Annotated in this window: 20 protein-coding genes; 13 read left to right on the top strand and 7 right to left on the bottom strand. The window is 71.7% G+C overall.

Annotated elements, in window-relative coordinates; all coding sequences use genetic code 11:
* Positions 1–58 precede the first annotated feature (58 nt).
* From ACX9I7_RS01580 to ACX9I7_RS01560, 5 genes are all read left to right on the top strand, one after another.
* Entirely contained in the window at positions 59–1,192 is a 1,134-nt protein-coding gene (locus ACX9I7_RS01580) for a carbohydrate kinase family protein (protein WP_387575945.1), read from the top strand.
* A gap of 122 nt (positions 1,193–1,314) precedes the next feature.
* Positions 1,315–2,307 (top strand): PhoH family protein, encoded by a 993-nt coding sequence (locus tag ACX9I7_RS01575; RefSeq protein WP_387575947.1) that lies wholly within the window; start codon positions 1,315–1,317, stop codon positions 2,305–2,307.
* A 14-nt stretch (positions 2,308–2,321) separates the two neighbouring features.
* The gene (gene ybeY, locus ACX9I7_RS01570; RefSeq protein ID WP_126914047.1) at positions 2,322–2,819 is read left to right on the top strand and encodes an rRNA maturation RNase YbeY; all 498 of its coding nucleotides are present in this window, start codon (positions 2,322–2,324) and stop codon (positions 2,817–2,819) included.
* Complete coding sequence (locus tag ACX9I7_RS01565; protein WP_358631035.1) at positions 2,816–4,135, top strand: hemolysin family protein; 1,320 nt, start codon at positions 2,816–2,818, stop codon at positions 4,133–4,135. Before ybeY ends, ACX9I7_RS01565 begins: the two co-directional genes overlap by 4 nt.
* 73 nt (positions 4,136–4,208) lie before the next feature.
* Positions 4,209–4,604 carry a DoxX family membrane protein gene (locus tag ACX9I7_RS01560; protein WP_387575950.1) on the top strand — a complete coding sequence of 132 codons (396 nt, stop codon included), beginning with the start codon at positions 4,209–4,211 and terminating at the stop codon, positions 4,602–4,604.
* A 58-nt stretch (positions 4,605–4,662) separates the two neighbouring features.
* Here ACX9I7_RS01560 and ACX9I7_RS01555 read toward each other — a convergent pair whose 3' ends face one another.
* A complete protein-coding gene (locus ACX9I7_RS01555; protein ID WP_459386272.1) occupies positions 4,663–6,102 on the bottom strand; it encodes an MFS transporter in 1,440 nt (479 codons plus the stop codon).
* Positions 6,103–6,148: 46 nt separating this feature from the next.
* Here ACX9I7_RS01555 and ACX9I7_RS01550 point away from each other — a divergent pair, with 46 nt between their 5' ends.
* The 3 genes from ACX9I7_RS01550 to era all read left to right on the top strand — a co-directional run bounded on the left by ACX9I7_RS01550 (position 6,149) and on the right by era (position 8,486).
* Positions 6,149–7,063, top strand: a complete 915-nt coding sequence (locus tag ACX9I7_RS01550; protein ID WP_387575954.1) for a helix-turn-helix transcriptional regulator — start codon at positions 6,149–6,151, stop codon at positions 7,061–7,063.
* A gap of 65 nt (positions 7,064–7,128) precedes the next feature.
* A complete protein-coding gene (locus ACX9I7_RS01545; RefSeq protein ID WP_459386271.1) occupies positions 7,129–7,488 on the top strand; it encodes a cytidine deaminase in 360 nt (119 codons plus the stop codon).
* 56 nt (positions 7,489–7,544) lie between these two features.
* On the top strand, positions 7,545–8,486 hold the full coding sequence (gene era / locus ACX9I7_RS01540) for a GTPase Era (RefSeq protein WP_189452145.1): 942 nt from the start codon (positions 7,545–7,547) through the stop codon (positions 8,484–8,486).
* Positions 8,487–8,555: 69 nt separating this feature from the next.
* On the opposite strand, the gene ACX9I7_RS01535 is transcribed toward era, so the two are convergent.
* Both ACX9I7_RS01535 and ACX9I7_RS01530 read right to left on the bottom strand, forming a co-directional pair.
* Entirely contained in the window at positions 8,556–8,828 is a 273-nt protein-coding gene (locus tag ACX9I7_RS01535; protein WP_387575958.1) for a protealysin inhibitor emfourin, read from the bottom strand.
* A 70-nt stretch (positions 8,829–8,898) separates the two neighbouring features.
* Positions 8,899–9,957, bottom strand: a complete 1,059-nt coding sequence (locus ACX9I7_RS01530; protein ID WP_459386270.1) for a M4 family metallopeptidase — start codon at positions 9,955–9,957, stop codon at positions 8,899–8,901.
* 309 nt (positions 9,958–10,266) lie between these two features.
* Here ACX9I7_RS01530 and leuA point away from each other — a divergent pair, with 309 nt between their 5' ends.
* Together leuA and ACX9I7_RS01520 are read left to right on the top strand one after the other, a co-directional pair.
* Positions 10,267–12,039: a 2-isopropylmalate synthase gene (leuA, locus tag ACX9I7_RS01525; protein WP_459386269.1), complete on the top strand. Its 1,773-nt coding sequence runs from the start codon at positions 10,267–10,269 to the stop codon at positions 12,037–12,039.
* 189 nt (positions 12,040–12,228) lie between these two features.
* Positions 12,229–12,954 carry a tellurite resistance TerB family protein gene (locus tag ACX9I7_RS01520; protein ID WP_126914037.1) on the top strand — a complete coding sequence of 242 codons (726 nt, stop codon included), beginning with the start codon at positions 12,229–12,231 and terminating at the stop codon, positions 12,952–12,954.
* Between the two features lie 4 nt (positions 12,955–12,958).
* Here ACX9I7_RS01520 and ACX9I7_RS01515 read toward each other — a convergent pair whose 3' ends face one another.
* The 3 genes from ACX9I7_RS01515 to ACX9I7_RS01505 are packed head-to-tail and all read right to left on the bottom strand — an operon-like array spanning position 12,959 to position 15,307.
* Positions 12,959–13,888, bottom strand: coding sequence for a glycosyltransferase family 2 protein (locus ACX9I7_RS01515; RefSeq protein ID WP_459386268.1), 930 nt, complete (start codon positions 13,886–13,888; stop codon positions 12,959–12,961).
* Positions 13,885–14,112, bottom strand: coding sequence for a hypothetical protein (locus ACX9I7_RS01510; RefSeq protein WP_387575966.1), 228 nt, complete (start codon positions 14,110–14,112; stop codon positions 13,885–13,887). Before ACX9I7_RS01510 ends, ACX9I7_RS01515 begins: the two co-directional genes overlap by 4 nt.
* Positions 14,051–15,307, bottom strand: a complete 1,257-nt coding sequence (locus tag ACX9I7_RS01505) for an NAD-dependent epimerase/dehydratase family protein (RefSeq protein WP_459386267.1) — start codon at positions 15,305–15,307, stop codon at positions 14,051–14,053. The genes ACX9I7_RS01510 and ACX9I7_RS01505 overlap by 62 nt, the downstream gene beginning before the upstream one ends.
* A gap of 192 nt (positions 15,308–15,499) precedes the next feature.
* On the opposite strand from ACX9I7_RS01505, the gene recO reads away from it, so the two are divergent.
* Genes recO through ACX9I7_RS01490 form a run of 3 tightly spaced genes read left to right on the top strand, consistent with a single transcriptional unit; the run spans position 15,500 to position 17,640 of the window.
* Positions 15,500–16,246 carry a DNA repair protein RecO gene (recO, locus tag ACX9I7_RS01500; RefSeq protein ID WP_189452132.1) on the top strand — a complete coding sequence of 249 codons (747 nt, stop codon included), beginning with the start codon at positions 15,500–15,502 and terminating at the stop codon, positions 16,244–16,246.
* Positions 16,247–16,277: 31 nt separating this feature from the next.
* Entirely contained in the window at positions 16,278–17,114 is an 837-nt protein-coding gene (locus tag ACX9I7_RS01495) for an isoprenyl transferase (protein ID WP_358239042.1), read from the top strand.
* Entirely contained in the window at positions 17,107–17,640 is a 534-nt protein-coding gene (locus tag ACX9I7_RS01490) for a YcxB family protein (RefSeq protein WP_459386266.1), read from the top strand. Before ACX9I7_RS01495 ends, ACX9I7_RS01490 begins: the two co-directional genes overlap by 8 nt.
* Before the next feature lie 82 nt (positions 17,641–17,722).
* On the opposite strand, the gene ACX9I7_RS01485 is transcribed toward ACX9I7_RS01490, so the two are convergent.
* A complete protein-coding gene (locus ACX9I7_RS01485; protein WP_459386265.1) occupies positions 17,723–18,139 on the bottom strand; it encodes a Fur family transcriptional regulator in 417 nt (138 codons plus the stop codon).
* Positions 18,140–18,186: the final 47 nt, after the last annotated feature.

Here is an 18,186-nt window from a genome sequence, read left to right as displayed (position 1 = left end):
TCGGGCACACTGTGCGGATCCGCATTTCGTGCATCCCTGAGAGGAGCGACGAGCGAGCATGACGGCCTCTTCCACCCACACAGGTGTCCGCGGAGAACGCTTCGAGGGAACGGCGCCGGTCCTCGACCCGCTCGCCGCGCTCCGCACCGAGAGCGACCCGCCCACGGACGTCTATCTGACCGGGACCGTCTTCCTCGACATCATCTTCACCGGTCTGGACTCCGCCCCCGTGCGCGGCACCGAGTCCTGGGCGCGCGGGATGGGCTCCAGCCCCGGCGGCGTCGCCAACATGGCCACCGCCCTGGCCCGGCTGGGCCTGCGCACCTCGCTCGCCGCCGCCTTCGGCGACGACATGTACGGCGAGTACTGCTGGGAGTCCCTCTCCCGGGGCGAGGGCATCGACCTGAGCCTGTCGCGCACGGTGCCCGGCTGGCACTCCCCGGTCACCGTCTCGATGGCCTACGAGGGCGAGCGGACGATGATCTCCCACGGGCACGAGGCGCCGCCGCCGGAGGAGCCCGCCCCCGAGACCCCGCCGCCCGCGCGGGCCTGCGTGGGGCTGCTGATGCCCGGTCGGCAGGAGGAGTGGATCGCGACGGCGGCCCGCCAGGGCAGCCGGGTCTTCGCCGACGTCGGCTGGGACGAGACGGGCCGCTGGGACCCGGCGGACCTCGCCGACCTGGAGCACTGCGAGGCGTTCCTGCCCAACGCCGAGGAGGCCATGCGCTACACCCGCACCGACTGCCCGCGCGCCGCCGCCCGCGCGCTCACGGACAAGGTGCCGCTGGCCGTGGTCACGATGGGGGAGCGGGGCGCGTACGCGGTGGACGGGCGCACCGGCGAGAGCGCCGAGGTGCCCGCGATCGTCGTCGAGGCGCTCGACCCGACCGGCGCGGGGGACGTCTTCGTGGCCGGCTTCGTCACCGGCACCCTCGCCGAGTGGCCGCTCGCCGACCGGCTGGCCTTCGCGGGGCTGACGGCCGCCCTGTCCGTCCAGGAGTTCGGCGGCTCGCTGTCGGCGCCCGGCTGGGTGGAGATCGCCGCGTGGTGGCAGCACGTCCGCTCCTTCGACGACCAGTCCCCGGCCACCCTGCGCCGCTACGCCTTCCTCGACGAGATCCTCCCCGAGGCCATCAGCCCCTGGCCGCTGCGCCGGGCGCTGCCGACGCTGGGCTTCCGCAGGCCGTCGTAGGGCCGGATGGCTGTGGAAAAGCCCTCGGGATTGCCGGGGCCCGCGTCGTACCCTGGTATTCCAAGGTTGTTCGACATGAGAACGGCAGGAAGAGGTGATGAGCAGGCCTTCAGTGCCGGCCCATGACTCAGACACCCACACGACCGCAGGCGAGGACGAGCATCACCATCCCGGCCAAGCACCCCATGGTGACGGTGCTGGGCTCGGAGGACTCCCTCCTGCGCGTGATCGAAAAAGCCTTCCCGCTCACGGACATCCACGTCCGGGGCAATGAGATCAGTGCCACCGGGGACGAACGGGAAGTCGCCCTGGTACAGCGTCTCTTCGCCGAGATGATGCTGGTGCTCCGCACGGGCGCGCCGATGACGGAGGACGCGGTGGAACGTTCGATCGCCATGCTCAGGGACGAGGAGAAGGGGATCGAGGCCCCATCCGAGGTCCTCACCCAGAACATCCTCTCCAGCCGCGGCCGCACCATCCGTCCCAAGACGCTCAACCAGAAGCGCTACGTCGACGCGATCGACAAGCACACGGTCGTCTTCGGCATCGGCCCCGCCGGTACCGGAAAGACCTATCTGGCCATGGCCAAGGCGGTCCAGGCCCTGCAGTCCAAGCAGGTCAACCGGATCATCCTGACCCGGCCGGCCGTCGAGGCGGGCGAGCGCCTGGGCTTCCTGCCCGGCACGCTCTACGAGAAGATCGACCCCTATCTGCGGCCGCTCTACGACGCCCTCCACGACATGCTCGACCCCGACTCCATCCCGCGGCTGATGGCCGCCGGGACGATCGAGGTCGCGCCGCTGGCGTACATGCGGGGCCGGACGCTCAACGACGCGTTCATCATCCTCGACGAGGCGCAGAACACGAACCCCGAGCAGATGAAGATGTTCCTCACCCGGCTCGGCTTCGACTCCAAGATCGTGATCACGGGTGACATCACCCAGATCGACCTGCCCGGCGGCACCAAGAGCGGTCTGCGCCAGGTGCAGGAGATCCTGGAGGGCGTCACCGACGTCCATTTCTCGTACCTCACCAGCAGGGACGTCGTCCGGCACAAGCTGGTCGGCCGTATTGTCGACGCGTACGAGCAGTACGACAGCCGCAACGGAAAGTAAGACCCGGTAACAGCATGTCAATCGACGTCAACAACGAATCCGGCACGGAGGTCGACGAGCAGGCGATCCTGGACGTCGCCCGCTACGCCCTCACCCGGATGCGTATCCACCCGCTCTCCGAACTCTCGGTCATCGTTGTCGACGCCGATGCCATGGAGCAGCTCCACATCCAGTGGATGGACCTCCCCGGCCCCACCGACGTGATGTCCTTCCCCATGGACGAGCTGCGCCCGCCGGCCAAGGACGACGACGAGCCGCCGCAGGGCCTCCTCGGCGACATCGTCCTCTGCCCGGAGGTCGCGAAGAAGCAGGGCGAGGAGGCCCCGACCGGGCACTCCATGGACGAGGAGCTCCAGCTCCTGACCGTCCACGGAGTGCTCCACCTCCTCGGCTACGACCACGAGGAGCCCGACGAGAAGGCCGAGATGTTCGGCCTCCAGGCGGCGATCGTCGACGGCTGGCGCGCCGAGCGCGGCATCGAAGGGCCCTCCCCGGCTCCCACGTTCACGTGACCGGCCAGCTGATCGCCGCCGCGGTCCTGCTGCTCGTCGTCGCCTGGCTCGCCGCCTGCGCGGAGGCCGGCCTCGCCCGGACCACCCGGTTCCGGGCCGAGGAGGCCGCCCGGGCCGGGCGGCGGGGCAGCGCCCGGCTGATGGCCGTCGCGGCCGACCCCACCCGCTATCTCAACGTCGCGCTGCTGGTGCGCGTCGCCTGCGAGATGGCGGCGGGCGTCTTCGTCACCTACGTCTGCCTGAAGTCCTTCGACGCCACCTGGGAGGCGCTGACCGTCGCCATCGCGGTGATGGTCCTCGTCTCGTACGTGGCCGTCGGCGTCTCCCCGCGCACCATCGGCCGCCAGCACCCGCTGGGCACGGCCACGGCCGCGGCGTACGTGCTGCTGCCGCTCGCCCGGATCATGGGGCCCGTGCCCCGGCTGCTGATCCTCATCGGCAACGCCCTCACCCCCGGCAAGGGCTTCCGCATGGGCCCCTTCGCCTCGGAGGCGGAGCTGCGGGCCATGGTCGACCTGGCGGAACAGGAATCGCTCATCGAGGACGACGAGCGCCGCATGGTGCACTCCGTCTTCGAACTCGGCGACACCCTCGTCCGCGAGGTCATGGTGCCGCGCACGGACCTGATCGTCATAGAGCGCGGCAAGACCATCCGTCAGGCGCTCACCCTCGCGCTGCGCTCCGGCTTCTCCCGGATCCCGGTGACGGGGGAGAACGAGGACGACGTGGTGGGCATCGTCTACCTCAAGGACCTCGTCCGCAAGACGCACATCAGCCGTGACGCGGAGAGCGAGCTGGTCTCCACCGCGATGCGGCCGGCCGTCTTCGTCCCGGACACCAAGAACGCGGGCGACCTGCTGCGCGAGATGCAGCAGCAGCGCAACCACTGCGCGGTCGTCATCGACGAGTACGGCGGCACGGCCGGCATCGTCACCATCGAGGACATCCTCGAGGAGATCGTCGGCGAGATCACCGACGAGTACGACCGGGAGCTGCCGCCCGTCGAGGAGCTCGGCGACGACCGCTACCGGGTCACGGCCCGCCTCGACATCGGCGACCTCGGCGAGCTCTACGGCCTCGACGAGTTCGACGACGAGGACGTCGAGACGGTCGGCGGACTGCTGGCCAAGTCGCTGGGCCGGGTGCCGATCGCCGGCGCGACGGCGGAGGTCCCGCTCTTCGAGCACGTCTCCGAGCACGGCAAGGACCCCACGCTCACCGCGCTCCGGCTCACCGCGGAGGCCGCGGCGGGGCGGCGCAACCGCATCGTCACGGTGTTGGTGGAGCCGGTGCGGGGCCTCTTCCAGGAGGACTGAGGGCTGAGGACTGAGCGGGGGAATCGTCCCGTTCGGGGGAATCCTCCCGCCGCGGGGCGGGAACCGTCCTGGAATGGCGGTTCTCAGAACTCTCGCGCGGCCGCTGCTGGCGTCGGCGTTCATCAGCGCCGGCGTCCAGACCGTCCGCCGCCCGGAACTCCTCGCGCCGGTCGCGGCGCCCGTCGCGCTCGCCATCGCGGACTGGATCCCGCTCCTGCCGCGCGACGCGCGGGCGCTCGTGCGGCTGAACGGGGCGGTGCACGTGGGGGCGGGCGGGCTGCTCGCCCTGGGGATCCTCCCCAGGCTCTCCGCCCTGGCCCTCGCCGCCAGCCTCGTCCCGACGACCCTGGCGGGTCACGCGTACTGGCGGGAGGAGGACGCGGGGAAGCGGATGCAGCACCGGGTGGCGTTCTTCGCGAACGTCTCGATTCTGGGGGGACTGCTCGCCGTCGTCGCGGACGGTGGGTGAGGATGCCAACGCCGGACGGGCTGAAATCAGCCCGTCCGGCGTTTGAGGACACCGCGCGTCAGCGCGGCACGCGGCGCAGGCCGAAGAACGTTGCCGCGGCCACCGCCACGACCACCGCCGCGTCGACGCCGACACCCACCCGGACGCCCCCGAGCGTCGCCGACGCGAACGAGTGGCCCGCGTCCCGCAGCACACTCACCCGCGCCGACGCCACCGCGCTCAGCAGCGGGATGCCGATGGTCAGCCCCACCTGCTGTGAGCTGGTGACCAGGCCCGTGGCCAGGCCCTGCTCCCCGTCCGGCAGCCCCGACGTCGCCGTCACGCCGTAGGCGACGATCGCCCACAGGTGGCCGACGCAGCCGAGCGACGTGCCCACCAGGGCCAGCCACGCGCCGGCCTGGCCGGCGCCCAGGCCCAGCAGGGCCGCCGTGCAGACGGCCTGCACCAGCAGACCGGTCACCAGCGTGGCGCGCGCGCCGAAGCGGGCGATGATCCGGGGCGCGGTCACCCCGCCGAGCGCCGCCGCCAGGCCCGTCACACCGAAGATCAGGCCGGTGAGGACGGCCGACAGCTCCAGGACCTCCTGGAGGTACAGGGTGAGCAGGAAGATCACCGAGGACATCATCGCGAACGTGGTCAACCCGGCCAGGTTCCCCCAGGCCACCGTCCGCCGCCGCAGCATCGGCAGGGACACCAGCGGCTCGGCCGCCCGCGACTCGACCACGACGAACGCCACCAGCAGGGCCGCGCCGGCGACCAGCGTCGCGATGACGTCCGCGCCGCCGAAGCCCCGCTGGGCGGCGGTCGACAGGGCGTAGATCAGCGCGAGCAGCCCGCCCGTCACCGTCACCGCGCCCGGCAGGTCCAGCCGGGGACGGTCCGCCCGCCTGGACTCGGTCAGCAGGCCCGGCGCGGCGAGGAGCACGCCGACGCCCGCCACCGCCAGCAGCCCCATCGTGGAGCGCCAGCCCAGCGAGTCGGTCATCACACCGCCGAGCACCATGCCGATGGTGAAGCCCAGGGACATCAGGGTGCCGCTGATGCCCAGCGCCCGCTCACGCCGCGGGCCCTCGGTGAAGGTCGTGGTCAGCAGGGACATCCCGGTCGGCACGATCACGGCCGCGCCCAGCCCCTGGAGGGCCCGCCCGGTCAGGAAGGTCGCCGGGTCCCAGGCGACGGTGGCCAGGGCGGAGGCGACGGTGAAGAGGACGAGCCCGGCCAGGAACAGCTTCCGGCGCCCGTAGAGGTCGGCGATCCGGCCGAAGAAGAGCAGGAAGCCGCCCGACGGCAGGGCGAACGCCGTGACCGCCCACTGGAGGTCGGCCTGGCCCATGCCCAGGTCGTCGCCGAGCACGGGCAGCGCCACGTTCAGGATGGAGAAGTCGAGGGCGACGATGAACTGCGCCGCGCACAGCACCATCAGGATCAGCTTGTCGCGGGTGGTCATGCGCGGGGCCGCCGCGACGGGGGTCGTCAGGGGAGGGGAGTCGATCGCCATGCGATCAGCCTCCGCCGGGAGGAACAACGCTGGGGAGTGCGCGCTTATGGTGGTGGCCGCACCACCAGGCAAGGGGGAGAGTTTGACCGTCGCCACGCAGGAGAAGCCGCGCCGCCGCCAGGAGCTGCGCGAGTTCTTGATGAGCCGTCGGGCCAGGGTGTCACCGGCCGAGGCGGGGCTGCCCGACGGCGGGGGCCGCCGCCGGACGCCGGGGCTGCGCCGCGAGGAGGTCGCCGTCCTCGCCGGGGTGGGCGCCTCCTGGTACCAGTGGCTGGAACAGGGCCGGGACATCACCGTCTCGCCGCAGGTCCTCGACGCGGTCGCCCGCGTGCTGCGGCTGGGCGGCGCCGAGCGGCGGCACCTGTACGTCCTGGCGGGGCTGAACCCGCCGCTGCCCGAGGCCGAATACGACGCGGAGTACCTGTGCGACGGGCTGCGCCGGCTGATCGACGGCTGGCTGCCCTCCCCGGCGCACATCATGGACCCCTACTGGAACCTCGTCGCCTACAACGAGTCCGCCCGGGTCATCCTCGGGTTCCGCCCGGAGAACCGGCAGAACTGCCTCATCGACTTCTTCACCGACCCCGTCTACCGCTCGCGCGCCGGGAACTGGGAGGAGAACGCCCCGCGCGTCGTCGCCTCCTACCGCGCCGCCTGCTCGGACCGCCCCGGCGACGAGGGCTTCGAGGAGGTGCTGGCCGAGGTCTCCGCCGCGAGCCCGGAGTTCACGGAGCTGTGGGCGCGCGGTGACGTGTCCCCGGCGGGCCTGGTGCGCAAGGCCCTCCACCACCCGCTCGTGGGCGACCTCCTCTTCGAGAGCGCCCAGCTGCGCGTACCGGCCCGCCCGGACCTGACGATCGTGCTGCACAACCCCGTCGCCGGCACCGGCACGGCGGAGCGGGTGGCGTGGCTGACCTCGCCCGAGGGCCGGCGCGGCGCGATGTACTCCGTGGCCGGCTGAGGCGTGGCCGGTCGCCGGCCGAGGCCGCCCGGGAGCGCGTCCGGGGCCGCCCCTATGCTCCAGGCATGACGGATGCCCTGGATGCTGCCCTGGACCCCGAGGACCGCAAGCTGATCACGCTCGCCCGCGCCACCCGCGCCCGCAACGCCGTGCCCGAGGGCGCGGCCGTCCGTGACGAGACCGGCCGTACGTACGTCGCCGGGACGGTCGCCCTGGACTCGCTGCGGCTGAGCGCGCTCCGGACGGCCGTGGCCATGGCCGTGGCCAGCGGGGCGACGTCCCTGGAGGCCGCCGCGGTGGTCTCCGCGGCGGAGGCCGTCAGCGACGAGGACCGCGCCGCCGTGCGCGACCTCGGCGGGCCCGCGACGCCCGTGCTGCTGGCGGGCCCGGACGGGACGCCGGGGCCGGTGGTCACGGCCGGCTGAGCGCCGCGCCCGCCCGCTGGTTCGAGCCCGTCGGGGGATCGGGGAGAATATGGGGCATGGATAGAGCTTCCTCCCCGTCCCCGGCCCCCCACCGCGCGGGCTTCGCGTGCTTCGTCGGCCGCCCCAACGCGGGCAAGTCGACCCTGACCAACGCACTGGTGGGGACGAAGGTCGCGATCACCTCCAACCGTCCGCAGACCACCCGCCACACCGTGCGCGGCATCGTGCACCGCCCGGACGCCCAGCTCGTCCTGGTGGACACGCCCGGCCTCCACAAGCCGCGCACCCTGCTGGGCGAGCGGCTCAACGACGTGGTCCGGACCACCTGGGCCGAGGTCGACGTGATCGGTTTCTGCCTGCCCGCCGACCAGAAGCTCGGCCCGGGTGACAAGTTCATCGCCAAGGAACTCGCGGGGATCAAGAAGACCCCGAAGATCGCGATCGTCACCAAGACGGACCTGGTCGACTCCAAGCAGCTCGCCGAGCAGCTGATCGCCATCCAGCAGCTGGGCGAGGAGCTGGGCATCCAGTGGGCGCAGATCGTCCCGGTCTCGGCTGTGGGCGACAAGCAGGTCTCCCTGCTGGCCGACCTGATCGCGCCGATGCTGCCGGAGAGCCCGCCGCTCTACCCCGAGGGCGACCTCACCGACGAGCCCGAGCAGATCATGGTCGCCGAGCTGATCCGCGAGGCCGCCCTGGAGGGCGTCCGCGACGAGCTGCCGCACTCCATCGCCGTCGTGGTCGAGGAGATGCTGCCGCGCGAGGACCGGCCCAAGGACAGGCCGCTGCTGGACATCCACGCCAACGTCTACATCGAGCGGCCCAGCCAGAAGGGCATCATCATCGGCCCCAAGGGCGCCCGCCTGAAGGAGGTCGGCATGAAGTCCCGCAAGCACATCGAGGCCCTGCTGGGCACGCCGGTCTTCCTGGACCTCCACGTGAAGGTCGCCAAGGACTGGCAGCGGGACCCGAAGCAGCTCCGCAAGCTGGGCTTCTAGGGGGAGGGCCCCGTAAGGGGCGCGGGGAACTGCGCGATCAGCCCCCACCGGCCCGCAGATACCGGACCGCTACGCCCCCTCCTTGAGCACCGTCTGGATCAGCTCGCGCTGGTCCTCGGAGAGGTGGGGGTCCGCGAGGTGGACCGAGCGGCCGTCCACGTTGATCTCGTAGTGGAAGCCGTCCGGGACGCCCCGGCCGTGGTCGTGGGCGTCCCGGCCCGGCGCCAGCGCGCGGTGGGCCAGGGCCTCCAGGTGCGTGGCGTCGGACCGGCCGCAGGTGTCCAGCTCGGCCCGACGCTCGATGCCGGCGAAACCGCCGGTACGGCAGATGACGATACGCATACCGTCATCCCTACCCCATGGTTCGCGGACATTCCTGATCCGCGCGGCCCGCATCGGGGGCCGACCGGCCCTATGCCGCGGGAACGCCGACCTGGCTCCACGCCTTGAGCACGGCCTGGACGGCGTCCCCCTCGCCGTACAGCGTCCTCGCCGTGGCCGCCGTCAGCCGGGCGAAGGCCGCGAAGTCGGCGTCGGCGGCCAGCTCCCCGCCCGTCAGCGTGGCGTACCAGATCCTCCCGGCGCGCTCCCATGCCTGCCCGCCGAGGGCGGTGGCCAGCAGGTAGAACGCGTGGTTGGGGATGCCGGAGTTGATGTGCACACCGCCGTTGTCCCGGCTGGTGCGCACGAACTGGTCCATGGTGGCGGGCTGCGGGTCCCTGCCGAGCTTGTCGTCGTCGTAGGCGGTGCCGGGCGCCTTCATCGAGCGCAGGGCCTTGCCGGTGACGTCCGGGCCGAGGAGCCCCTCGCCGATCAGCCAGTCGGCCTGGTCGGTGGTCTGCCCGAGGGCGTACTGCTTGATCAGGGAGCCGAAGACGTCCGAGACGGACTCGTTGAGCGCGCCGGACTGGCCGTAGTACTCCAGATTGGCGGTGTGCTGGGTCACCCCGTGGGTCAGCTCGTGGCCGATGACGTCCACGGGAAGGGTGAAGTCGAGGAAGAGATCGCCGTCCCCGTCGCCGAAGACCATCTGCTCGCCGTCCCAGAAGGCGTTGTCGTACTTCTCGCCGTAGTGGACGGTGGCGTTCAGCGGCAGGCCGGCGCCGTCGATGGAGTGCCTGCCGTAGACCTTCAGATAGAGGTCGAACGTGGCGCCGAGCCCCGCGTGCGCCCGGTTGACCGTGGCGTCCTTGCTGGGCGCGTCGGCCTCGGCGTGCACCTTCGTGCCCGGCAGGGTCTCCACGTGCCGGGCGTCGAAGATCGTCCGCTGCGGCTTGTCGGAAAGGGCGCCCGCCGGGGAGCCCGCGGTCGTCCGCGCGGCGGTGAGCCGGCGGCGGGTGCGCAGGCTGCCGTCGTGCTCGAGGGTGCGGCGCGCGGGCTCGTGGTGCCGGGGGTCCTCGGACTGGGCCAGACGGTCGAGTACGTGCGGCGGGACGATGCCGCAGAAGATCCCGTGTTTCTGGGTAGTCATGGGCCGAATCTGGCACCGGGTCCCCGCCTTGTCAGTGCCCGGTGCATGGATTAACACAAACGAGTGGCCGGATTCCGTGGCCGGGGTCCCGCGTCCCGCATGCTGAAACGCCCCTGCCCCGCCCCGCGCGTCTCGGCTAGCCTGCTGTGCACCATGTGTGACGTGCTGCTTCTTCTTAGCCGCCGCGGCGAGGGTCTGTAGCGAAGGCCGACCCCCTCCCCGCGGAGTCCGGTGCTGCGCACCCGTCGATCAGCAGCCCGCAGCCCCGTCGGCCGTCCCGCAAGGACAATCCGAGGAGCCTTCCGCACCATGTCCCAGCAGCCTTCCGTTTCCGTCGGCCGCCCCACGCCCGTCACCGCCGCCACCGTCACCCAGCGGCCCTCCGGGATGCCGGTCCACAAGTACCGTCCGTACGAGGCCGTGGAGATCCCCGGCCGCACCTGGCCGGACCGGCGGATCACCAAGGCGCCCCGCTGGCTGTCGACCGATCTGCGCGACGGCAACCAGGCGCTGATCGACCCCATGTCGCCCGCCCGCAAGCGCGAGATGTTCGACCTGCTGGTCCGCATGGGCTACAAGGAGATCGAGGTCGGCTTCCCCTCCTCCGGCGCCACGGACTTCGACTTCGTCCGCTCGATCATCGAGGAGGACGCCATCCCCGAGGACGTGACGATCTCCGTCCTCACCCAGGCCCGCGAGGAGCTGATCGAGCGGACGGTCGAGTCCCTGCGCGGCGCCCACCGCGCCACCGTCCACCTCTACAACGCCACCGCGCCCGTCTTCCGCCGCGTGGTCTTCCGGGGCTCGCGCGAGCAGGTCAAGCAGATCGCCGTCGACGGCACCCGGCTGGTGATGGAGTACGCCGACAAGATCCTCGGCGCCGACACCGTCTTCGGCTACCAGTACAGCCCGGAGATCTTCACCGACACCGAGCTGGACTTCGCGCTGGAGGTCTGCGAGGGCGTCATGGACGTCTGGCAGCCCGAGGCGGGCCGCGAGATCATCCTGAACCTGCCGGCGACCGTGGAGCGCTCCACCCCCTCCACCCACGCCGACCGCTTCGAGTGGATGTCCCGGCACCTGTCCCGCCGCGAGCACATCTGCCTGTCCGTCCACCCCCACAACGACCGGGGCACCGCCGTCGCCGCCGCCGAACTGGCGATCATGGCCGGGGCGGACCGGATCGAGGGCTGCCTGTTCGGCCAGGGCGAGCGCACCGGCAACGTCGACCTGGTCACCCTGGGCATGAACCTCTTCTCCCAGGGCGTCGACCCGCAGATCGACTTCTCGCAGATCGACGAGGTCCGCCGGACCGCCGAGTACTGCAACCAGATGGAGGTCCACCCGCGCCACCCCTACGCGGGCGACCTGGTCTACACCGCCTTCTCCGGCTCCCACCAGGACGCCATCAAGAAGGGCTTCGAGGCGATGGCGGCCGACGCGGCCGCCGCCGGGAAGACCGTGGACGACATCGAGTGGGCGGTGCCCTACCTGCCCATCGACCCCAAGGACGTCGGCCGTTCGTACGAGGCGGTCATCCGCGTCAACTCCCAGTCCGGCAAGGGCGGCATCGCCTACGTCCTCAAGCATGACCACAAGCTGGACCTGCCGCGCCGGATGCAGATCGAGTTCTCGAGGATCATCCAGCTGAAGACCGACGCCGAGGGCGGCGAGGTCACCCCGCAGGAGATCTGGGCCGTCTTCCAGGACGAGTACCTGCCGGTGGACGGTCACGCCTGGGGCCGGATCGCGCTGCGCTCCACCCAGACCTCCACCACCAGCGACGGCACCGACGCGCTGACCGTCGAGGCCGTCGTCGACGGAGCGGAGACCGTGCTCACGGGCACGGGCAACGGCCCGATCTCGGCCTTCTTCGACGCGCTGGCCGGCATCGGCGTCGACGCCCGGCTGCTCGACTACACCGAGCACACGATGAGCGAGGGCGCGAGCGCCCAGGCCGCCTCGTACATCGAGTGCGTGATCGACGGAAAGGTGCTGTGGGGCATCGGCATCGACGGCAACACCACCCGGGCCTCGATCAAGGCCGTCGTCTCGGCGGTGAACCGCGCGTACCGCCACTGACGGTCCGTAACCCCCGTCGCGCTCCGTCAACCTGGCGCCGGTGAAAACACCGCATCCGGTGGGCTCGCCGGCGCCTTCGGCCAGTACCCGCCCCAACTCGGCCGCCGGGGTACTGACGCGGCATCAACGATGTGGCTAACATCACGTCAACGCGGCGACCAGGCCGTGGCGTTATGGAGGTGCGCCGTGATGCACGCGCAAGGCCGACACAGCCCGGACCGGTGTGTGGTGGGCGTACGCACCGTATGGCGCACCGTCGGAGACGGCGAGTTCTTCTGCCCCGGTTGCGGCGGGGACCGCAATTACCACCGTCGCACGGGCCGGCGCCGCCTTGTCGCGTTCGGGGTGCCGCTGCTGCCGCGCGGCCCGGTCGGGCCCATCGTGGAGTGCACGGCCTGCCGCGGCCGCTACGCCATGGACGTCCTCGACCACCCCACCACCACCCGCTTCTCCGCGATGCTGCGCGACGCCGTGCACACGGTGGCCCTCGCGGTGCTGGCCGCGGGCGGCACCGAGGCCCGTACGGTCCGTCGCGCGGCGGTCGGCGCGGTCCGGGCGGCCGGCTTCGCCGACTGCAGCGAGGAGCAGCTCGTCACCCTGATCGAGGCGCTCGCCGCGGACACCGGACGGCTGCCCGGCCGGTACGCGACGCCGCCGGGCGACGCGAGCCGCGACGGCTTCGACCCCTGCGGCACGGCCCTGGCCATCGAGCTCCACGAGGCCCTGGAGCCGCTGGCCCCCCACCTGGCGCCGGCGGGCCGTGAGCAGATCCTGCTCCAGGGGGCCCGGATCGCCCTGGCCGACGGCCCCTACCGGCCGGCGGAGCGGGAGGTGCTGGCGACGGTCGGGCGGGCGCTGCTGATCTGTCCCGAGGACACCGACCGGCTCCTCGCGGCGGCGCGCACGCCGTCGTGAGCGTCTACTTCTCGGGGACCGGCCTGCCGATCTGATCGAGCAGGCCGAAGCGGCGTACGAACCACGCGAAGTCGTGCGGGAGCGTCGCCGCCAGCTCCTCGCGGCGGCGCCACGCGCCGCGCTCCTCCAGCAGGGCCAGCGCCGCGCGGATGTGCTCCGGGAACTCCAGGGCGTGCAGCCGCACCATCTCCAGGATCATCGACTCCGGCAGATGGGCCGTGCCGAAGCGCAGACAGTTGTGGACGATCGAGGTGCGCGCCGCGCCCAGGAAAGCGGTGACCTCCTCCCTCGGCTTGAAGCGGTGCGCGATCTCGATGTCCGTGGTGTGGACGATCTCGGCTCCGGTCCGCCACGCCCGGACGCTGAACTCGGGCTCGAAACCGCTGTAGTGGACCATCCCTTCGTCGTAGCCGCCGATACGCTCGAAGAGCGCGCGTTCGAGGACGGTGCCGGCCGAGGAGGCGACCTGGACCAGCCGGCCCTCGGGGACGGCGGTGTTCCAGCGCGTGCCCATGTACGGGACGACGAGGCGGCAGCCGTGGCCGCGCCAGGCCGAGGTGCTGTCCAGAACGGTGACGGACAGGATCCGCCCCGGGGCGAGCAGCCGGATGGCCGTACGGTCCCAGCCGGCGGAAAAACCCGTGTGCGCGTCCGTCACGAACAGCACCCGGCCCCGGGCGTGGCGGGCGGCCAGATTGCGGGCGGCACCCACGCCGAGGCGCCGGGCGGAGCGGATGACCGTCGTACGGCGCCGGGCCGCGGCGCCGCCGACCTCCGGCCGCCGGTCGGGCGCCGAGCAGTCGTCCACGACGACGAACTCGATGTCGTCCGGCCCGGCGGCGGTGTCCAGGGCCGAGGCGATGGTCGCCCCGACCCTGGCGCCCTCGTTCCGCGCGGGCATCACCACGCTGATCACGGGCGGGACGGCCGTCACAGGTTCATGCCGCCGGTGATGGTGATGGTGTGCAGGGTGATCATCGAGAGCGCGTGGCCATCCGCTGTGCGGGGGCTCAGCCGGTCGGCCCCGGCCAGCCGGTCGTGCTCCTCGGGGGTCAGGCCGAAGCGCTCGGCGAGGGCGGGGGTGTCGTCGCACAGCTCACGCAGGGCGGTGGGGTCCTCGGCCACCGTCGTCATGATCTGCCGCAGTTTCCGGCTCATTCCGGTTTCCTTCCTCTGCTGGATTCGGGACGGAAGAGATCTGGGGCCGCCGCCAGCGGACGGTGGGCGGGAGCCGGTCGGCGTGGGCGCGGACGCGGTCGGCGTGCGGGAGCAGATCGCCGATCATCTGCCGCAGCTCCGCGCCGATGGGCGCCGACGGCTTGAAGCCCAGCTTCCGCAGCTTCTCGCTGTCGGGGTTGTAGTGGTGCGTCTCCGCCTCGTCGCGCGGATTGGCGACGGCGGCGATCCGGGCGTCGATCCCCAGCGCCCGCGCGGCGTCCCGGACCAGCTCGGCGAGCCGGCCGACGGACAGCACGTCGCGGAGCTGGTTGACGACGCGGTACTCGCCGGGGGCGGGCGGATGCTCCAGGACGAGCGTGAGGCACTGGAGGCAGTCGGCCAGCGACAGCAGGCCGCGGCTCTGGGTGCCGTTGCCGTACGGGGTGATGGGCCGGCCGATGACCGCCTGACAACAGAAACGATTGATCGCGGTGCCGAACGCCTCGTCGAAGTCCAGGCGGCTGTTGAGCCGGGGATCGGCGGGCGGGCACCAGCTCCCGTAGACGACCCCCTGCATCACATCCGTCGCCGCGAGCCCCCACAGCCGGCAGGCGAAGCCGACGTTCTGCGAGTCGAAGACCTTGCTCCAGTGGTACCAGGACCCCGCCTGCCGGGGGAACGGCAGCCGGTCGCGCCGGCCGCGGAACTCGACGTCGAAGAAGCCCTCGGGAATGTCCAGGTCGGGCGTGCCGTACTCGCCCATGGTGCCGAGCTTGACCAGATGGGCGCCGGGGCAGTGCTCGCGCATCGCGAACAGCAGGCTGAGGGTGCCGGAGACGTTGTTGCTCTGGACGAAGTCGGCGTGGCGGAAGTCGATCATCGAGTACGGGGCGGAGGGGCACTCCGCGAGGTGCACCACGGCGTCGGGGGCGAAGGCCGCCAGGGCCCGGCCCAGCGCGGGGTGGTCCCGCAGGTCCAGGGGCGAGAACGGCAGGGGCCCGCCGCTCAGCTCACGGAACGCGGCGAGCCGCTCGTACACCGGGGCGATCGGCACGGCGCTGACCGAGCCCCGCTCACCGACCCAGGCCCGGCGCAGCAGCGCGTCGGCACCGGCGACGGTGTGCCCCCGGGCGGCCAGGTGCTGGGCGAGCGGCCAGCCGAGATATCCGTCGATCCCCGCGATGAACACACGCACGCGTCGGCACCCCCTCGTCTCTCCCCGGAGACGGGCCACAATGTCGTGGCTTCTCCTGCAAAGAGAGCACATATCGGTCGCAGACGGGAGGGATTTCACCACATCGTGTGTATTGCGGATCGGGGGACGGATGCCCCTGGGGCTCCGGAGGCGATGGCACCCGGCACATCGCCCGTACGGGAGAATGGCTCCATGAGTCTGTTCCGCGACGACGGCATCGTCCTTCGTACCCAGAAGCTGGGGGAAGCGGATCGCATCATCACCCTCCTCACCCGAGGCCACGGCCGGGTGCGGGCCGTGGCCCGGGGGGTGCGGCGCACCAAATCGAAGTTCGGGGCGCGGCTGGAGCCGTTCTCCCACGTCGACGTCCAGTTCTTCGCGCGCGGCAGCGAGCTCGTGGGACGCGGGCTGCCGCTGTGCACCCAGAGCGAGACCATCGCTCCGTACGGTGGCGCGATCGTCACCGACTACGCCCGCTACACCGCCGGCACGGCCATGCTGGAGACCGCCGAGCGCTTCACCGACCACGAGGGCGAGCCCGCCGTGCAGCAGTACCTGCTGCTCGTCGGCGCGCTGCGCACCCTCGCCTCCGGGGCCCACGCCCCCCATCTGGTGCTCGACGCGTTCCTGCTGCGCTCCCTCGCCGTCAACGGCTACGCGCCCAGCTTCGGCGCCTGCGCGAAGTGCGGCATGCCCGGGCCGAACCGGTTCTTCTCCGCGGCCGCCGGCGGTGTGGTGTGCGGGGAGTGCCGGGTGCCCGGATGCGTCGTACCCTCCTCGGAGTCGATCGAGCTCCTGGGCGCGCTGCTCACGGGTGACTGGGCGACGGCGGACGCCTGCGAGGCGCGCCACGTCCGGGAGGGCAGCGGGCTCGTGGCGGCCTATCTGCAATGGCATCTGGAGCGGGGGCTTCGCTCGCTCAGGTATGTCGAGAACTAAGCGACAAAGGGATCAAGGAGAAGTGGCACCCATGGTTGTACGCGGGATTCTGGGCCGGCCCCGACGCGAGTACCGCACCCCCGACCCGCACCCTTCGGGCGCCCGCCCCCCGAAGATCCCCGGCGAGCTCGTCCCCGAGCACGTGGCGATCGTCATGGACGGCAACGGCCGCTGGGCCAAGGAGCGCGGCCTGCCGCGCACCGAGGGCCACAAGGTCGGCGCCGAGCGCGTCCTCGACGTCCTCCAGGGCGCGATCGAGATGGGCGTGGGCAGCATCTCCCTCTACGCCTTCTCGACCGAGAACTGGAAGCGCTCCCCGGACGAGGTCCGCTTCCTGATGAACTTCAACCGCGACTTCATCCGCAAGACCCGCGACCAGCTCGACGAACTCGGCATCCGCGTGCGCTGGGTCGGCCGCATGCCCCGGCTGTGGCGCTCGGTGGCCAAGGAGCTCCAGATCGCGCAGGAGCAGACCAAGAAGAACGACAAGCTCACGCTGTACTTCTGCATGAATTACGGCGGCCGCGCCGAGATCGCCGACGCGGCGCAGGCCCTGGCGGAGGACGTGAAGGCGGGCCGCCTCGACCCGTCGAAGGTCAACGAGAAGACGCTGGCCAAGTACCTCTACTACCCGGACATGCCGGACGTCGACCTCTTCCTGCGCCCGTCCGGCGAGCAGCGCACCTCCAACTACCTGCTCTGGCAGAGCGCCTACGCCGAGATGGTCTTCCAGGACGTCCTGTGGCCCGACTTCGACCGCCGCGACCTGTGGCGCGCCTGCCTGGAGTACGCCCAGCGCGACCGCCGCTTCGGCGGCGCGATCCCGAACGAGCAGCAGTTCCTCAAGGAGTCGTCGACCGGTGAGTGACACGGTGACGGCCGCCGGTTCGCTGACGCTCGAGTACGAGCTGACGGCCACCGACATCCGGTCCGCGCTGCACGGCCGCAACCGGGCCGTCCGCAGCGCGCGGTGGCAGAGGATCCTGCTGCCGGTCTGCACCGTGCTCATGGCGGTCGGCTTCATAGCGCCGCACGGCCCGGGCGCGGTGGCGGGCAAGGACTGGATCGCCCTGACGGTCATGACGGTCATGGTGACGCTGGTGCTGTTCCTGCCCACGATCCAGGCCCGGGCCCTCCACAAGACGGCGCGGCTCCAGGGCCCCACGCGTACGACGGTGGAGGCCGACGGGCTGTCCAGCGCGTCCGCCCATTCGTCCCAGCGCATGGCCTGGTCGCTCTTCGGGCGCTACGTCGAGCGGGACGACGTCTTCGTCCTGATGAGCGCCGACAAGCGGAGCGGCTGCCTGATCATCCTCCCCAAGCGCGCCCTCACCGCGCCGGGCGACACCGACATGCTGCGCGCCATGCTGGACTCGCGGGTGTCGCGGGCCTAGGGCGGGAAGACGTACATACGCGGCGGGCGCCTCCGGAAGTGTTCCGGAGGCGCCCGACGCGTTTCGCCGTTGAGGGGGGCGGTCAGCTCTTCGCGGCCGCCGCGCAGTCGCCGCAGGTGCCGAAGATCTCTATGGTGTGGGCGACGTCCACGAAGCCGTGTTCCTCGGCGATGGAGTCGGCCCACTTCTCGACGGCCGGGCCCTCGACCTCGACCGCCTTGCCGCAGGCGCGGCAGACGAGGTGGTGGTGGTGTCCGCTGGAGCAGCGGCGGTAGACGGCCTCGCCCTCGCTGGTGCGCAGGACGTCGACCTCGCCGGCGTCGGCGAGGGACTGGAGGGTGCGGTACACCGTGGTCAGGCCGACGGAGGCGCCGCGGTGCCTGAGCATGTCGTGGAGCTCCTGCGCGCTGCGGAACTCGTCCACCTCGTCGAGCGCTGCCGCGACGGCGGCCCGCTGCTTGGTGGCTCGGCCGCGTACCGGGGGACCGGCGGTCGCCACAGTTGCCTCCTCAAGCTCGCCTGAACACTCGTGACACTCGCGGCAAC

This window comes from Streptomyces sp. L500 (assembly GCF_054551825.1).
This window is presented reverse-complemented; position numbering and strand designations above follow the sequence as displayed.

What these genes read in the sequence shown, in the direction of transcription:
- ACX9I7_RS01580 (WP_387575945.1), top strand. Translation starts at nt 59, where the DNA reads ATGACGGCCTCTTCCACCCACACAGGTGTCCGCGGAGAACGCTTCGAG.
- ACX9I7_RS01575 (WP_387575947.1), top strand. Translation starts at nt 1,315, where the DNA reads ATGACTCAGACACCCACACGACCGCAGGCGAGGACGAGCATCACCATC.
- ybeY (WP_126914047.1), top strand. Translation starts at nt 2,322, where the DNA reads ATGTCAATCGACGTCAACAACGAATCCGGCACGGAGGTCGACGAGCAG.
- ACX9I7_RS01560 (WP_387575950.1), top strand. Translation starts at nt 4,209, where the DNA reads ATGGCGGTTCTCAGAACTCTCGCGCGGCCGCTGCTGGCGTCGGCGTTC.
- ACX9I7_RS01555 (WP_459386272.1), bottom strand. Translation starts at nt 6,102, where the DNA reads ATGGCGATCGACTCCCCTCCCCTGACGACCCCCGTCGCGGCGGCCCCG.
- ACX9I7_RS01550 (WP_387575954.1), top strand. Translation starts at nt 6,149, where the DNA reads ATGGTGGTGGCCGCACCACCAGGCAAGGGGGAGAGTTTGACCGTCGCC.
- ACX9I7_RS01545 (WP_459386271.1), top strand. Translation starts at nt 7,129, where the DNA reads ATGACGGATGCCCTGGATGCTGCCCTGGACCCCGAGGACCGCAAGCTG.
- era (WP_189452145.1), top strand. Translation starts at nt 7,545, where the DNA reads ATGGATAGAGCTTCCTCCCCGTCCCCGGCCCCCCACCGCGCGGGCTTC.
- ACX9I7_RS01535 (WP_387575958.1), bottom strand. Translation starts at nt 8,828, where the DNA reads ATGCGTATCGTCATCTGCCGTACCGGCGGTTTCGCCGGCATCGAGCGT.
- ACX9I7_RS01530 (WP_459386270.1), bottom strand. Translation starts at nt 9,957, where the DNA reads ATGACTACCCAGAAACACGGGATCTTCTGCGGCATCGTCCCGCCGCAC.
- leuA (WP_459386269.1), top strand. Translation starts at nt 10,267, where the DNA reads ATGTCCCAGCAGCCTTCCGTTTCCGTCGGCCGCCCCACGCCCGTCACC.
- ACX9I7_RS01520 (WP_126914037.1), top strand. Translation starts at nt 12,229, where the DNA reads ATGCACGCGCAAGGCCGACACAGCCCGGACCGGTGTGTGGTGGGCGTA.
- ACX9I7_RS01510 (WP_387575966.1), bottom strand. Translation starts at nt 14,112, where the DNA reads ATGAGCCGGAAACTGCGGCAGATCATGACGACGGTGGCCGAGGACCCC.
- recO (WP_189452132.1), top strand. Translation starts at nt 15,500, where the DNA reads ATGAGTCTGTTCCGCGACGACGGCATCGTCCTTCGTACCCAGAAGCTG.
- ACX9I7_RS01495 (WP_358239042.1), top strand. Translation starts at nt 16,278, where the DNA reads ATGGTTGTACGCGGGATTCTGGGCCGGCCCCGACGCGAGTACCGCACC.